General features: G+C 36.4%; 13 protein-coding genes and 1 pseudogene. 4 read left to right on the plus strand and 10 right to left on the minus strand.

Annotation, left to right across the window (positions count from 1 at the left end; translation table 11 throughout):
* Positions 1–25: 25 nt before the first annotated feature.
* On the minus strand, positions 26–2,353 hold the full coding sequence (locus MM239_RS03665) for a glucosamine-6-phosphate isomerase (protein ID WP_241346683.1): 2,328 nt from the start codon (positions 2,351–2,353) through the stop codon (positions 26–28).
* A gap of 372 nt (positions 2,354–2,725) precedes the next feature.
* Between MM239_RS03665 and agaR the strand changes: the two genes are divergently transcribed.
* From agaR to MM239_RS03675, 4 genes and pseudogenes are all read left to right on the plus strand, one after another.
* Positions 2,726–3,487, plus strand: coding sequence for a transcriptional repressor AgaR (agaR, locus tag MM239_RS03670; protein WP_241346685.1), 762 nt, complete (start codon positions 2,726–2,728; stop codon positions 3,485–3,487).
* Between the two features lie 116 nt (positions 3,488–3,603).
* The gene (locus MM239_RS20960; protein ID WP_262918431.1) at positions 3,604–3,726 is read left to right on the plus strand and encodes a GlsB/YeaQ/YmgE family stress response membrane protein; all 123 of its coding nucleotides are present in this window, start codon (positions 3,604–3,606) and stop codon (positions 3,724–3,726) included.
* A 12-nt stretch (positions 3,727–3,738) separates the two neighbouring features.
* Positions 3,739–3,969, plus strand: a pseudogene (locus tag MM239_RS21140) (GlsB/YeaQ/YmgE family stress response membrane protein); the annotation flags it as partial.
* A 17-nt stretch (positions 3,970–3,986) separates the two neighbouring features.
* The gene (locus MM239_RS03675; RefSeq protein ID WP_241346687.1) at positions 3,987–4,706 is read left to right on the plus strand and encodes an SDR family oxidoreductase; all 720 of its coding nucleotides are present in this window, start codon (positions 3,987–3,989) and stop codon (positions 4,704–4,706) included.
* Between the two features lie 93 nt (positions 4,707–4,799).
* Here the strand turns inward: MM239_RS03675 and MM239_RS03680 are convergent, their stop codons facing one another.
* The 9 genes from MM239_RS03680 to MM239_RS03720 form a co-directional block, all read right to left on the minus strand.
* Positions 4,800–6,071 (minus strand): hypothetical protein, encoded by a 1,272-nt coding sequence (locus tag MM239_RS03680; RefSeq protein WP_241346689.1) that lies wholly within the window; start codon positions 6,069–6,071, stop codon positions 4,800–4,802.
* Positions 6,072–6,503: 432 nt separating this feature from the next.
* Positions 6,504–7,325 (minus strand): queuosine precursor transporter, encoded by an 822-nt coding sequence (locus tag MM239_RS03685; RefSeq protein WP_241346691.1) that lies wholly within the window; start codon positions 7,323–7,325, stop codon positions 6,504–6,506.
* A gap of 2 nt (positions 7,326–7,327) precedes the next feature.
* Complete coding sequence (locus MM239_RS03690) at positions 7,328–8,245, minus strand: ribonuclease Z (RefSeq protein WP_241346693.1); 918 nt, start codon at positions 8,243–8,245, stop codon at positions 7,328–7,330.
* A gap of 2 nt (positions 8,246–8,247) precedes the next feature.
* Complete coding sequence (locus MM239_RS03695; protein ID WP_241290745.1) at positions 8,248–8,628, minus strand: STAS domain-containing protein; 381 nt, start codon at positions 8,626–8,628, stop codon at positions 8,248–8,250.
* Positions 8,629–8,803: 175 nt separating this feature from the next.
* Positions 8,804–9,739, minus strand: coding sequence for a phosphoribosylaminoimidazolesuccinocarboxamide synthase (locus tag MM239_RS03700; RefSeq protein WP_241346695.1), 936 nt, complete (start codon positions 9,737–9,739; stop codon positions 8,804–8,806).
* A 104-nt stretch (positions 9,740–9,843) separates the two neighbouring features.
* Complete coding sequence (locus MM239_RS03705) at positions 9,844–10,941, minus strand: toxin-antitoxin system YwqK family antitoxin (RefSeq protein ID WP_241346696.1); 1,098 nt, start codon at positions 10,939–10,941, stop codon at positions 9,844–9,846.
* Positions 10,942–11,025: 84 nt separating this feature from the next.
* Positions 11,026–12,204, minus strand: coding sequence for an acetyl-CoA C-acyltransferase (locus tag MM239_RS03710; protein ID WP_241346697.1), 1,179 nt, complete (start codon positions 12,202–12,204; stop codon positions 11,026–11,028).
* A gap of 250 nt (positions 12,205–12,454) precedes the next feature.
* Positions 12,455–13,315, minus strand: coding sequence for a hypothetical protein (locus tag MM239_RS03715; RefSeq protein WP_241346698.1), 861 nt, complete (start codon positions 13,313–13,315; stop codon positions 12,455–12,457).
* A gap of 15 nt (positions 13,316–13,330) precedes the next feature.
* Complete coding sequence (locus MM239_RS03720; RefSeq protein WP_241346699.1) at positions 13,331–14,296, minus strand: vWA domain-containing protein; 966 nt, start codon at positions 14,294–14,296, stop codon at positions 13,331–13,333.
* Positions 14,297–14,299 lie beyond the last annotated feature (3 nt).

Consider the following 14,299-nt stretch of genomic DNA (forward strand, 5'->3'; position numbering starts at 1 on the left):
TTTGTGTATCAATTTGATTGAATGATTATATAAATCCCTCAATGGATTTTTCAAGCTCTCTAGCATGCGTCAAAAACTCTTCTACATTCATGTCTTTGGTGTAAATCAACCCATGACTTGCTCTCACTTTGGCGGATTCATGGAGATAGAAGTAATTTTTTCCAAGAAGCAATTGAATATCTTGGAGCTGATCTACCCAAATTCTTTTAGCTACTGTACTAAACTTGCCATTATGAGCATAGCTAGGGAAAGATGCATTTACTTGACTTAGATAGCAATTCGCAAAAGAATCTTCCATGACAGACATATCACCAAGGGAAACTGGGATAATTACATTAGCTTCAAATGGTTCAAATTTGAACCATACATTTCTATACCCAACGATCCTAAAATTCTCTAAGTTTTCCTCTTCATTCCATTGCCTAACAGCTTCAGCTGTGGCTTGTAAAACTTTGTAATGAGTATCAGGTCCAGACCCTTCAGGATCAAGTGTTAGGCTAAGAATAGTTGGCTTTACCTTTCTCAGCAATTCCAAAATAGGTTCAACATCTCTTTTCTTATCTGGCTGTTCGGTAAAAATATCACCAGTGTAAAATCCTAAACGTAGGTGATGAACATTTTTTACTTGAACCCCAAAATGCGCCCAAACTAATTCTTCCTCAAACTCTCTGACCATTCCTTTTAACTTCTGAATTTTTGATGGGTTTTTTTCCCCATCGTATGAATTTCTCAAAATGCTGATCAGGTCATTGATTGTTTCTCTTAAGCTCTGTTGGTTTTTCACTTCATAAATACCAACTATAGCTCGGACAATCCTATGACATAAACCTCTCAAACGCTGATTATGATTTTCAGAGGCTACATTGGTAAGAAAATGATAGACATCTTTATCTGTTTTTAGCTTATAGCCTACCTCAAAGAAGTCATCATATTTGACCATTTGAATCTCATTATTATCCAAAAGTTTTTTGGTATGAAGCAAGGTGTCAATGATAAAGGTGTTTGTCACCGCAGTAAAACCTGAGGTAAGAACAGAAAAATGAGCTTCGTTTGAGTTCTCCTGCAGCTGGGTAGTAATTTGTGGTAAAATGCCTAGGGAAATATCATCGTGATGAGGACCTGTATGTAGAATCACTTCATTACTTTGTCTTTCAGTGCCCTTTTTCATCTTAGCAATGATACTTTCCATTACTTTTTCAACTGTATTTTCAGAAAGGTCGGGTATCATGGCTGTATACTTGTCCTTTTTTAGGTCTTCTAATTTCAGTCTATCGCCATACTTTTTTAGCTTTTTACAAAGCGACATCACTGCTCGTTCAGTTTTTTCCCAAGTCCACTCACCTTCAGAATAATAGGAGTCAAGCGAATCAGTAAGTTTGATGGCAGCACCTTTAGTAAGATAGAATCTTCCATTTTTTAATTTTTGTATACTCGTAGCAGGGTAAATGTTATTGAGTGGTGACTCAAGAGAGTCTTTGATGATCTGTGCTTTGGCTTCTCCAGCTGCAATGATAATTGCTACTGCATCTGGATTATAGGTTATAGATTCGAGCCCAATAGTAATTACAAGTCTATTAGATGAAACTTCAATTCCTCCCAAATCTCCTGCGGCGACTGCCTGAGTCTCAAAATTTGTTTCAGTCAATCGAGTGGCTGAATACATGTGTGTCCCTCGGGTATTGAAGGCTATATGACCATCAGGACCAATTCCTCCCAAAAAGAATCCAATACCTCCTTTTGCCCTTATGCTATCTTCATATTCGCCACACCACTTATCTATGAGATATATTGACTCTTGCTGAATCTTCTCAAGATCATCATTTGGTTCTCTAAATCTCAATGTTAGATCTACATGAAGCTTTGGAAATACTTCATTGAAATGCCTTCCACCAGCCAATGGTATTTCATCCGAATTTATAAGGATAGCATTCTCAGGGTTCAGCCCAAACCCTTCAATGTAGAATTTATTCACGTAATGAAAAAAGCTATTAGCCTGTCTTGAAGAAATTGGGAAAAATTCATCGATTTGAACAAATGTAAGGTTTCGTAAGTTTGGCTTGTCACACTTGTCTAAGTTGTATTTTTTTCGAATCTCTTTACCTCTTTGATTATCCCAATTTTCAAGGATATATTTGGTCCATTTTATAAAATACTCTGGAGTTTTTCCTGTAGGCAGACTGATAACGCCGTCTGGGTTACAAGATACCCATTCTAGGAATCTACATGCAGTTATTAACCCAAGTTTTGGGAAATTATCTACTGTAATATACGGTGTCAAAGTATTGTTTTCCTTTTGATTAGATTCCTTAATAAAGGCAAGTTCTGTCTGACTGAAGTTTGGTTGAATACTCATGGTTATACTAATTAAAGTGATTGTTCAAATATACTTTATGAATTCAGGGGCTATTTCTTCTACTGTTTAAGATACTGTGAGCATATTATCATATTCATCATTGACTTGGTGTTGGGAAGTCATATTTTAAGTCAATAACCTAATACTGTACTGTTGAAATAGAAATTTTATGAAATAAAAGTACTAATAAAACGAATGAATATGAAAATAATTAGTGATAAAAAAGCAAATAAAATGCATTTAAACATAGATAAATTTCATATATATTTTAATTCCTTTTGATTTATGGTATTTTGAAAGATATCATTCTTATATTTACAATCTCAAATAATACGAAAGTTTGATAGCTTGTTAAATAATTATAAAAGGTAGATGAAAAAGACAGCACTTAGAAGATCAAAAATACTTGAGGAGTTGGAGTCAAATGGTCAAGTGAATGTTACTGAACTGAGTAGGGAGTTTGATGTCAGCGAGGTTACTATAAGAAATGATCTTGCAAATCTTGAAAGGAATAAGTTGCTGGTCAGAGCACATGGAGGTGCATTCAAAACAAATACTATCGCTATTCATGTTGCTGAAAGAAAAAAAACAAACTTAGACGCCAAAAGATTGATCGGTAAAACTGCAGCTCAACTGATTCAAGAAGGTGATTCAATAATTCTAGATTCAGGTACGACTACTTTTGAGATTGCAAAAAACTTAGTGGCTTTTGAGCGACTATCTGTAATAAGTAATGCCTTGGACATCATTAATCACCTCGCTAATTCGGAAAATATTGAAGTGATTGTACCAGGAGGTTATTTGAGGAAATTCTCTATGTCTTTGGTTGGTCCACTAGCTGAAAAAAACTTCAAGCAACTACATTGTAACAAACTTTTTCTTGGTGTAGATGGATTTAAGGCTGACTTCGGAGTTTATACATACAATATGGAAGAAGCATACCTCAATCAATTTATGATAGAAGTAGCTGAAGAAGTTATTGTTGTTGCAGATTCCTCTAAGTTTAAGAAGATCGGTTTTGCTTTTATTGCCGGTTTTAATAAGATTCACAAAGTGATCACTGATAATGGTATAGATGAAGAGTCTCTAAAGATGCTTCAAAGAAATAATGTAGAAGTAATCGTTGCCAAATGATTACTATTAAAAAAAATCGTGTTTTTAAATTCTTACGTAATATTGTGTACCATACTATACTTGCAAAACAGCAAAGATGAAGACTATCTTCAAGTCTGAATTTTAAAACTTGTTTTATGGGTTTGTTAGCATACATTATTTTTGGATTGATTGCAGGAGTGATAGCTAAAATGGTACATCCTATAAAAGACCTTGGAGGCTGGTTGCTTGCGATTTTAGTAGGTATTTTAGGTTCCTAAGTAGGAAGGTGCTTAGCTGGAATTTTTGGATTGGTGGTGAGTGAAAGTTTTTGGAGCCCTATGAATTGGGTTGTATCTAAAACCGGTGCAGTGATTTTATTATTTGTTTATGCTAAATTGAGTAAAAAAGAGCCTTTTAATATTCTTGGTTGTGCTGTGAAATACACGGCTTCTTTTGAGTTTGAAGCAAACTTTTTCATGCGATCAATGGTTCTAAGACTACATTTTCGAACGAAAATATAAACTTAGAACTATAAATTATGCAAGATTTAGTAAACAAAACAGTTTTAATCACAGGTGGGAGTAAGGGGATAGGATTTGGCATTGCAGAGGCTTTATTAGCAGAAGGTATGCGAGTAGCGATCACCAGCAGGTCTCAAAAAGCAGCTGATGAGGCAGTTTCCAAATTGGAAAAGTTAGGCAAAGGAGAAATTATTGGAATAGAAGCAGATGTTAGGAGCTTAGCATCTCAAGAAAATGCAGTTAGCAAAGTGATTGATCGTTTTGGTAAGCTTGATGTAGTTATTGCCAATGCGGGCATAGGTCACTTTGCTTCGATCGAAGATTTGACAGAAGAGCAATGGCAGGAGACCATAGATACCAATTTATCTGGTGTGTTTTTTAGCATCAAGGCAGGCTTAAAAAGCCTTAAAGATTCTAAAGGTTATTTTATTACAATTTCCAGTCTTGCTGGAACAAACTTTTTTGCCAATGGATCTGCATACAATGCAAGCAAGTTTGGAGTGACTGGGTTTTCGCAAGCAGTGATGTTGGACCTTAGAAAACATGGTATTAAGGTATCTACCATAATGCCAGGTTCTGTTGCTACATATTTCAATGACCACCAGCCAAGTGATGCTGATGCATGGAAAATCCAAATCGAAGACTTAGGTCAAATGGTGGTGGATTTGTTGAATATGAATCCAAGAACACTTCCAAGTAAAATAGAGGTAAGACCTACAATGCCTCCTAGTGCTTAGTTAGGACATGTTGAAAAGTAGTTAAACGTGAAGTTGAGGTTTACAGCAGCGCCAATTCAAAAGTCATAAGAGGCGCTGCTGAAAATCTCCATTTTAGTCCAAAGCACTCACATTTTTATTGTCTTCATACATATTGAACCTTCTTAAAAGCTGATTGATGTATTTAAGGTCAGTTTTAGGCATTGTAGCATTAGCATTTTGCATGGCGATAAGGTTCTCTCTATACTTTAGAAATGAGGCTTTTGCATTTTTGAAATCTTCCATTCTTAAATATATCATACCTTCTTCTAAATCTAAATCAACCATTGTTTCTAAAGCCATGGCTCTTGCATCCTTTAAATATGCTAAAGCTTGTAGATTTGTATCTAGGTCGTTTCCAAGCCTTCTGTAAAGTTTGCTCAAAAGAAGGTATTCATCTTCTGTGGCCATTCCCATATTTTCTATTTGCTCAGCCAGAAGTAAGGCATATTCATAATTTTTACTATAAAACTCTTGCCAAGCAGTATAACTTACCGCATTGGACAAGATGGCCATTACTTGCTTGTCTGAAGTACTATATTGATCTTTGTGTTCCTTCCAATATTGAGCAGCCACACTTTTTACAAGTCTATTTTGCTCATCATTATAGTTTGCACCTATCCTTTGCATATTCTCAGCAGTAAGATAAGAAGCAGCCAATCCAAGGGTAAGTGCATCGTCAAAATTATAGTAGGTTCCATTTTTTGCATTTCCATAAGCCATTACAGCAGAAGATGCCAGGGTGGTGATAGTACCCCAGGTTCTTGCTCTATTTTCTGCCTTGATTGCTTGATTCAAGTTGACCAAGTTATGATCAAGAACGGTGTTTGCCAAGCACTCTGATAGCATTTTTACAATATCAGATTCATTTTTAGCCAAAGAAATCGCACCTGTTGTCAAGATTATCATTCCATTATCAAATGAAAAATAGGTGGGTTCTGTCGATTTGATTATCGCCAAATGTACAATCCTATTCTTATCTTTAATCAAGTGACTTGGATGAATTTTAAAGATTAACTGATACAAATAATCGTATAGAACTTCATCCTCAAAAACCAAATTATTCTGTTTTACTTCTTCAAAAAACTCCATGGCATCGATGTGTAAAAGATCTCTATTTGAACTATGCCAACCATTGTTTTGCACATCACGAGCTCTGTGTTGGAACCATTGGTTTTCCCAAAATGTAAAGTCATCATCGATCAGATCAATTCGATCTGTATTGACGTGAATATTTTGAAAAGAGCTTTTGACAAGGTATTGTGTCTTCTCTGAAAACTCGGTTTCCTTATACCCAAGAATATTTACAGTATCTCCAACCTGATATGATGAAAACTTTCTGTTCACTATACCCTGTTTGTGTTTCTGTGCAAAGGAGGGAAGAGAGATTAAAAAAAGGAGGGTGAAAATTATTAGTCTGTTGTTCATGATTTTGCTGGATTGTTCTTAAAAACTAACGTCAACTTTTTATAAAAGTTAGCGTTTCCTAAAAACTTAACATAGGATGGGATAAGAAGTATATCAATTACATGAAATTTGGCATAATCAACTTTCCTAGTATCTTCAAATTGTGAAATAAATATTTGCATTTGATCATTTCAAAAAAACCAGAATAAACTATCTACAAGTATCAAATATCAATTTGTATCGAAATGAATCAAGAAACAGCAATTAGTTATTCTACTGGCAACATACCATACATACAGTGAAGTACTAAGTTCCTGATAACTTGGAAGTTGAACCTATTTATCAAATTTTAAGCTCATTGTTAGCGTAATATTATAAAAATGAGGTGTCTTCCATCGCTTCTTGGGTCATTTTTTCTGCTATATCTTTGCCCAAATAGCGATCTATAAAATGATGTCCAAGGTATAAAAGGGGGGTTAGAAGTATGGCTACGGAGAACTTGTAGATGTAGTTGATTATTCCAACTGATACCACCTGCTCCCAACTCCAATTTCCAAATACGTAAAATGCTATTCCTAAAACCACAAAAGAATCAATGAATTGGGATACTAAAGTGGATCCAGTGGCTCTCAGCCAGATCATCTTTGAACCAGTGATTAGTCGCAGCTTTTGGAAGACATAGACATCAATGAGCTGCCCTAAAAGAAATGCAATCAATGAGCCTATGATGATTCCTAAACCTTGTCTAAAAATGGTGTTGAATGCATAATGTATATTGAAATCATTTCCATCTGTGTCAGGTGTATTGACATCTAGCCAGAAAGGTGCAGGTGCTAGCTTAGTGACAACGGCTATGATTATAAAGATGTAAGCGATAAAAAAAGCAGTGATAAAGCTGATTTTTCTTACTCCTTTTTTTCCAAAATATTCATTGATTATATCTGTCGTAATAAATACTATAGGCCAAATGATAGCACCAGCGGTGAGGTTAAAGTCTAAAACATAATCACCAAAAAAAGTCCACCCAACTGGTTGAAATCCCAGTGTCAACTCTCCTGAGAAAATCTTTACACCGATAATCTCTGCCAAAATTGCATTGGTGAGAAATATTCCAGAAAGAATGATAAATAGGTTGGTTTTCTTCGATTGGAATGCGGCAGCTTTATCAGAATTGATAGGTAAAGGTTCTCTCATATTTAAGCTATTGGATAAGTAACTCCTTCTTCTCCTATAATACTATTGGAAAATGAAACTTGTGCTTGTTCTAGTAGCGGAGTCAAACTAAGGTACCTGGTAGAAAAGTGACCCAAAATCAATTTCTTCGCTTGTACTGCTGCTGCAATAAGTCCTGCTTGTCTGGCTGTACTGTGAAAAGTATCTTCAGCTCTTTCGCACTCTTCATCTCCAAATGTAGACTCGTGATAAATCGTCGTTACTCCCTTGATGTATGCTGTCAGATCAATAGGATCAAAGATAGTATCAGAGCAGAATGCATAAGACCTCAATGGAGGAGGTGGGAGAGTAAACTCTGAAACTAGGTAGGTTTCTCCATTTTCATTGACATAATCCTTTCCCTTGCGCAAAGTATTTATAGCTTCCACACTTATTTTTTTTTCAAGAAGTTTTGGCTTGTTCATATTTAGCAAGCCTTGTTTTTCTTGAATTAGAAATCCAGTACAGGGTATTCTATGCTTCAAAGGAAAGGAATGAACTCGGAAATTTCTCTCTTCTAAAATCAAAGTTTTTTTATCTGGTTCTGTTGCGACAAACCTGATGGGGTAATTGAGTTTTGTATTGCTATACTTTAACTGTATGGTGATGATTTCATCGAGACCTTTTGGTCCAAAAATAGTCAAAAGCTTAGTCCTTCTGTGTAGATGAAAAGTTGTAATCAACCCCATGAGTCCATAGTAATGGTCTCCGTGAAGGTGAGAAATAAATATGTAATCGATTTTACTGTATCGCAGTTTGAAGCCGCGCAATTGGTTTTGAGTACCCTCACCACAGTCTATAAGTAGGTAAGACATTCCAATATTAACCAATTGCGCAGTCTGATTCCTACCATGAGCAGGAATGGCAGCGTTTGAACCTAGAATAGTGACGCTAAACTCCAAAATTAATCTTCTTCTTCTTCAGCTCCAGCAGTTTTGATCGTATGCATGAACACAGCTTCAGCTGCCTCTTCTAGGGTATCTACTATTGTAAACACTTTGTCTAGCATAGAAATTTTAATCAATTTCAAGACATGTTCTTGTGGTGCTACGATTACAAAAATCCCACCTTCTCTGTTAAACTCCCTATTGCCGACAAGCAAAGCGCTAAGACCACTAGAGTCTGCATATTTTACATGGCTCATGTCTAGGATCAAATTCTCATATCCTTCGGCATGTACGGTAAGTAATTCTGATTTTAACTTTGGAGACAAAGATGAATCTAATTTCTCTTCTTGTGGTGTGAATACCACATATTGCTCTTTTTTATCTACTGTATATTTCATATCCTGTTTTTGTTTTCAATAATGCGTTTGAAAGTAATATGGTTCATTCTTCACTTGAATGAGCCAAAGTATTTTTTATCCTTTGAACAATTAAAGTAATCTTCTGCCTCAATTGTTCGATGTTTTATGATTTTTTCAAAGAAATATCAAATCATAGGTTGAGACTTCGAAAACATTAGATACTTTTCAAAACAGCTTCTTCAATTCTGCTTTCTAGGTTCCATGTTTCAGCTTTCACGAATGATTCTCCTGTGATTTTTTCATAAAGCTCAATGTATCTATCTGAAATTTCTTGAACAAATGCCGCAGGCATATCAGGTACTTGTTGCCCCTCTTTTCCTTGGAATCCATTGCTAATCAGCCATTGCCTTACAAACTCTTTGGATAATTGCTTCTGGGGTAATCCAGCCGACTGATTTGCTTGAAAGCTATCTGCATAGAAGTATCTTGATGAATCAGGTGTATGGATCTCATCGATCAGGTATATTTGACCTTCATATTTTCCGAATTCATATTTTGTATCTACCAAAATTAGGCCTTTCTGTGCAGCTATCTCTGTACCTCTTGCATACAATGCATGGGTATATTTTTCCAAAATCAAATAATCTTCTTCAGAAACGATACCTTTGGCAAGTATGGATTCTCTAGAAATATCCTCATCATGTCCCTCATCTGCCTTTGTAGTCGGTGTAATGATAGGTTGAGGTAATTTATCGTTTTCTCTTAATCCATCAGGTAATGCCACGCCACAGATTGTTCTTTTTCCTGCTGCATATTCACGAGCTGCATGCCCAGCCAAATATCCTCTGATCACCATTTCTACTTTGAAAGGCTCACATTTTTTACCCATTGTGACATTTGGGTCAGGATGTGCAGTGACCCAATTGGGCACAATATCAGCTGTAGCGTCGAGAAACTTGGCAGCAATCTGATTCAACACTTGCCCTTTGAAAGGTATTGGTTTTGGAAGTACAACATCAAAAGCTGAAATTCTGTCTGTTGCTACCACTACTATTGACTTTTCAAACTTGTAAACGTCTCTGACTTTACCTTTATAAAATCCCGTCTGATTGGGAAACTGAAAATTGGTCTCTTTAATTGCGCCTTTCATCTTAATTTTCTTTGGACAAAAATAAAAAAAGCAAGTGGTAATAGAACTGGTTTTTTGAATTTATATACCAAGTTTGACAAGCTTTTTGAGATAATTCTAATCATTTATTTACTTTGTTCACTTACAAATTTTCCTTCTCTGAATACACGCTCCATGATTAATTCACCCATCTCATTGTAAATCTTTTGGTTACCGTGAATTATTCCTCGGATATAGGGAAGTTCTTCTTTGATGTTTCCATTGGCATGATATACTTTCGTGATACCTTGCTGTCGACCATTCACATAAGTTTCTTCTTGCTTTGTTTGCCCTGATTCATAGAAAGAAATGACTTTTCCGATATTACTTAGCTTATCAAAAAAAACTTGTTCTTCAAGCTGACCAGTAGGGTAGAAGCTCTCGGTAGTTCCAATGGATAAACCATTCTTGTATTGACTGCTTTCAGCAATTTGGCCATCTTCATAGAAGCTCTTGAATGTGCCATTTGGATCACCTTTTTTATATTTCCCCACTTTGGAAATTTGACCAGTTTCATGATACTGGATGTAGTTACCATGTTGATAACCAGATTTAAAGCTTATGTTTGACTTGATTTTTCCAGACTCGTAATAACTTACTACTTCACCTTGAATCAGCCCTTTTTTGTAAGGAGTAACGGATTTGAGGACACCATTACTGTAATATTGATTCTGATCACCTTCTAGCACACCATAATTGTAATTTGACTTTTGAAGGGAGGAACCCTCTTCATTGTACATTATAGTTTCACCATGTGGCTTATTTTTCGCAAAATTTGCTTTTTGCTTTATTTTCCCATTAGGATAGAATGTAAGCAACTCCCCTTCAATTTGATTATCTAGGTAAGTGACTTCTTGAGTTTTGATTCCTTGCTCATCATAGGTTTTGGAAACGCCTTCTTTCTTATCATTCAGATAGGTTGTAACGCGTAGGGTGTCTTGAGTGCCGGGGAAAAAGTCAACAAACGAACCTTGCCTTTGACCAGCTTCAAATTGACCTTTTACAGCCAAGTTGCCACTTTCATAATACAAATGGTAATCCCCTTCTTTGACACCATTAACTAGCTCAAAAACCTCTTTGACTTTTGTCTTCTCTTCATTATAATATGTTTTTACTTGCTGATTTTGAGCAAGTAATTTACTTATTGATAAAGTAATGATTAAAGTAAGACACAGTCTATTCATGATGCTTCTAAGTGTTAGACACAACTTAATTTGATATAGCCAATTCAAGAAGCCAACTTTTCATATCCTAAAACTTGAATACAATTACAACTTCTCAATAACAATGGCAGAAGCACCGCCACCTCCATTACAGATACCAGCCACTCCAATTTTCCCCTTTTTTGCTGTCAAGACAGTGTTCAAAGTAGCAATGATCCTCGCTCCTGAAGCTCCAAGTGGGTGACCTAATGAAACAGCTCCTCCAAAAACATTTAATTTATCATTGTCTAAGTTAAGTTGTTTTTTGTTAGCCAAAGCTACTGCCGCAAATGCTTCATTGATTTCGTAGAAATCCACATCATTTTCTGTAAGACCAGCATTCTTGATAGCTTTTGGAATGGCTAATGCAGGTGCTGTAGTAAACCAAAGTGGGTCTTGTGCTGCATCTGCAAATCCTCTAATCTTCGCAATTGGCTTCAAACCTAATTCTTGAGCTTTTTCTTTTGACACCAAGATCAATGCAGAAGCTCCATCATTCATGGTCGAAGCATTGGCTGCGGTCACTGTTCCTTCTTTATCAAAAACTGGCCTTAAACTGGCTATTTTATCAAACATGACATTCTTGAATTCCTCATCTTCATCTATGACGATTTTTTCACCTTTTCTTCCAGTAATCTCTACAGGTACGACTTCGTCTTTGAAAACACCATTTTTCCATGATTCAGCGGATCTATTGTAAGATTGAATGGCATATTCGTCTTGATCCTCACGGCTGATGCTCATCTCTTTGGCTGTATGTTCTGCACAATTTCCCATAGGAAACTTGTTGTAAACCTCAAAAAGACCATCTTTTGCCAATCCATCAATGAATTCGGCATTTCCAAATTTATATCCGAACCTAGCTTTTGGAATATAATAAGGCACATTGGACATGCTTTCCATTCCTCCTGCTACTACTATTTCATTTTGTCCAGTCATGATGCTTTGTGCGCCAAACATGACAGCTTTCATTCCTGATGAGCACACCTTGTTGATCGTGGTACAAGGTACATTATAGCCAATACCAGCACCGATTGCGGCTTGCCTTGCTGGGGCTTGGCCAAGGTTTGCTGACAGGACATTACCCATCAAAACTTCATCAACTGATTCTGCCTTAACGCCAGCTTTGTCTAAAGCTCCTTTGATAGCTATACTTCCTAATTCGGTGGCCGACAGTCCTGATAGCTTACCTCCGAAGCTTCCTAGTGGAGTTCTTACAGCTGCTACAATAAATACTTCTTTCATTGGGTTTATATTTAAATTAGAATGTTTTATAATTATAAGACTTTTGAATTTGAGAATTGCAACAATGGCAATCCTCTATTCAATTAGGTGCTTTTGTCTCGAAGATATCTTAAAGACGTGAGATTTGAGAATCAGTCCTATTTTTCACATCTAAATGATTGGCTGGACGGACTTCATCTCTCCTCTATAATCAAATCTAAAATCTGAAATCTAAACCCGATAGCTATCGGGACTAAGAGCTATCCCAAGCCTACCATTCCGGCAACCCTCTTTCAGGTCTTTTGGTTGGGTTCTTTCTGTTTTGTTGGATGTAACGTAATTCTGCGGCATTCATCGCTTCAAGAATTTGGGCAGCTTGCTCGGGCGTCAAATTCATTTCTTTCAGCCTTTCTTTCAATTGCTCTTTTGCTTTCTCTCTGTCGCTAAGGTCACTATCTAGATTACTTTCCTGATTGTCAGATTCATCTTGAGATTGCTGACCATCCTTATCTTCTTTTTGCTCTGACTTAGAAGCTTCATCTTCGTTAGTTTGCTCATCACCTTCACCATCCTTCTTGTTTTCATCGCTCTTGTCTTGATTTTGATCTTGATCTTGATCTTCTTGATCTTGATCTTCTTGATCATCCTGATTTTCATCATTTTCACCTTCTTGATCTTGCTGATCCTGGTCTGGATTTTCTTCCATCCATCGAGCGAGAAGCTCATAATTATACCTTGCAGCTTCATTACTAGGATCTTTGATCAAAGAAAACTTAAAAGCTTCAAGTGCTTCTTCAAATTGCTGATCTTGGGCAAGTAATATACCATTGTGATTGAATGAAAATGAAGCAATGTATTTATTTTTCGAACTGATCAATCCTGTAAAAGTCCTTTGGGCTTCTTCTCTTTGTTCATTGTTCATGTAGCTTAAGCCAAGGTTGAATTGCACTTCTGGAGAGTCCATTTCAAAATCAGAGATCAATATCAAATGATCAGCCACTGATTTTTCATATTCGGCAGAAGCATAGCTGGTTTTGGCATTTTTGATCGCCTTATTCATCTTAGTGATCAGAAGCCAAGAACTTGGGATCAATAATAAAAGCAAAAATATAGTTCTAATGGTAGCTATCATAATTGATTTGGTCACTTATAGATTTATAGTTCTGAATGGTAAAATCATGTCAACCAATGCCAGGGCTAATCCAGCTAAGAGGAAGTAGAAGTACTTGTTGGCAGAAGCTTCGATCATTCTACTTCCTGTTACTGCTCCCTCTTGTCTTTCAATGGCAGCTATAAGGTTAGGTATTTCTTGATTTTCATCACTCAATTCAAAATATCCTCCGTCAGTTTGTGCGGCGAGGTATTTCAAGTTGCTAGGTTCTAGTCGAGTTACAGCAGGTTGATTGGTTTTAGGATCTACAATCAAGCTATTTCCTTTGGGTATTGTGCTTCCTTGTGAAGTTCCAACACCTAGACTGAAAACTTTGATTCCGGCTGTATTGAGATCATTGATAACGGCTCTGAAATTTTCTCCGAAATCTTCTCCATCTGAAATCAAAATGATTGATTTGCTATTTGCCTCTGGCCTCTCATCACTGGTGAATTTACCAATTGCTAGCTGAAGAGGTGCCATGAGATCTGTTCCTTGATTGGGTACCAAGTTGGTGTTCAGGCCATCAATGTGTAAATTGAATACATTTTGATCAAATGTCAATGGACATTGGATAAATGCTTCAGAACTAAAAATAATCAATCCTAGCCTATCACCAGCAAACTGCTTTGCTAAGTTTTTTAATTCAAATTTCACTTTCTGAAGTCGGCTTGGGCCAATATCAGTGGCATTCATCGACTGGGAAAGGTCTACTACAAAATAGATGTCTTTGCCTTCTTCTTTGATCTCTTTCATAGAAGTGCCCACCGAAGGCCCGGCTATAGCAATTAGAAATAAGGCAAAATAGCAAATCCTGAGAAAAAGTTTCAGGATCAGTCTATGCCTTTTGACCTTGAGTTTTCTATTGATCAAATAAAATCTGTACAAGTAAATGGCGTAAAGCAATCCGAATACAATTGCCAGCCCTAATATTAATTTTCCGTCAGGATAAGCCCAAATCATGCC

Source organism: Belliella filtrata, assembly GCF_022549775.1.
Classification (GTDB): domain Bacteria; phylum Bacteroidota; class Bacteroidia; order Cytophagales; family Cyclobacteriaceae; genus Belliella; species Belliella filtrata.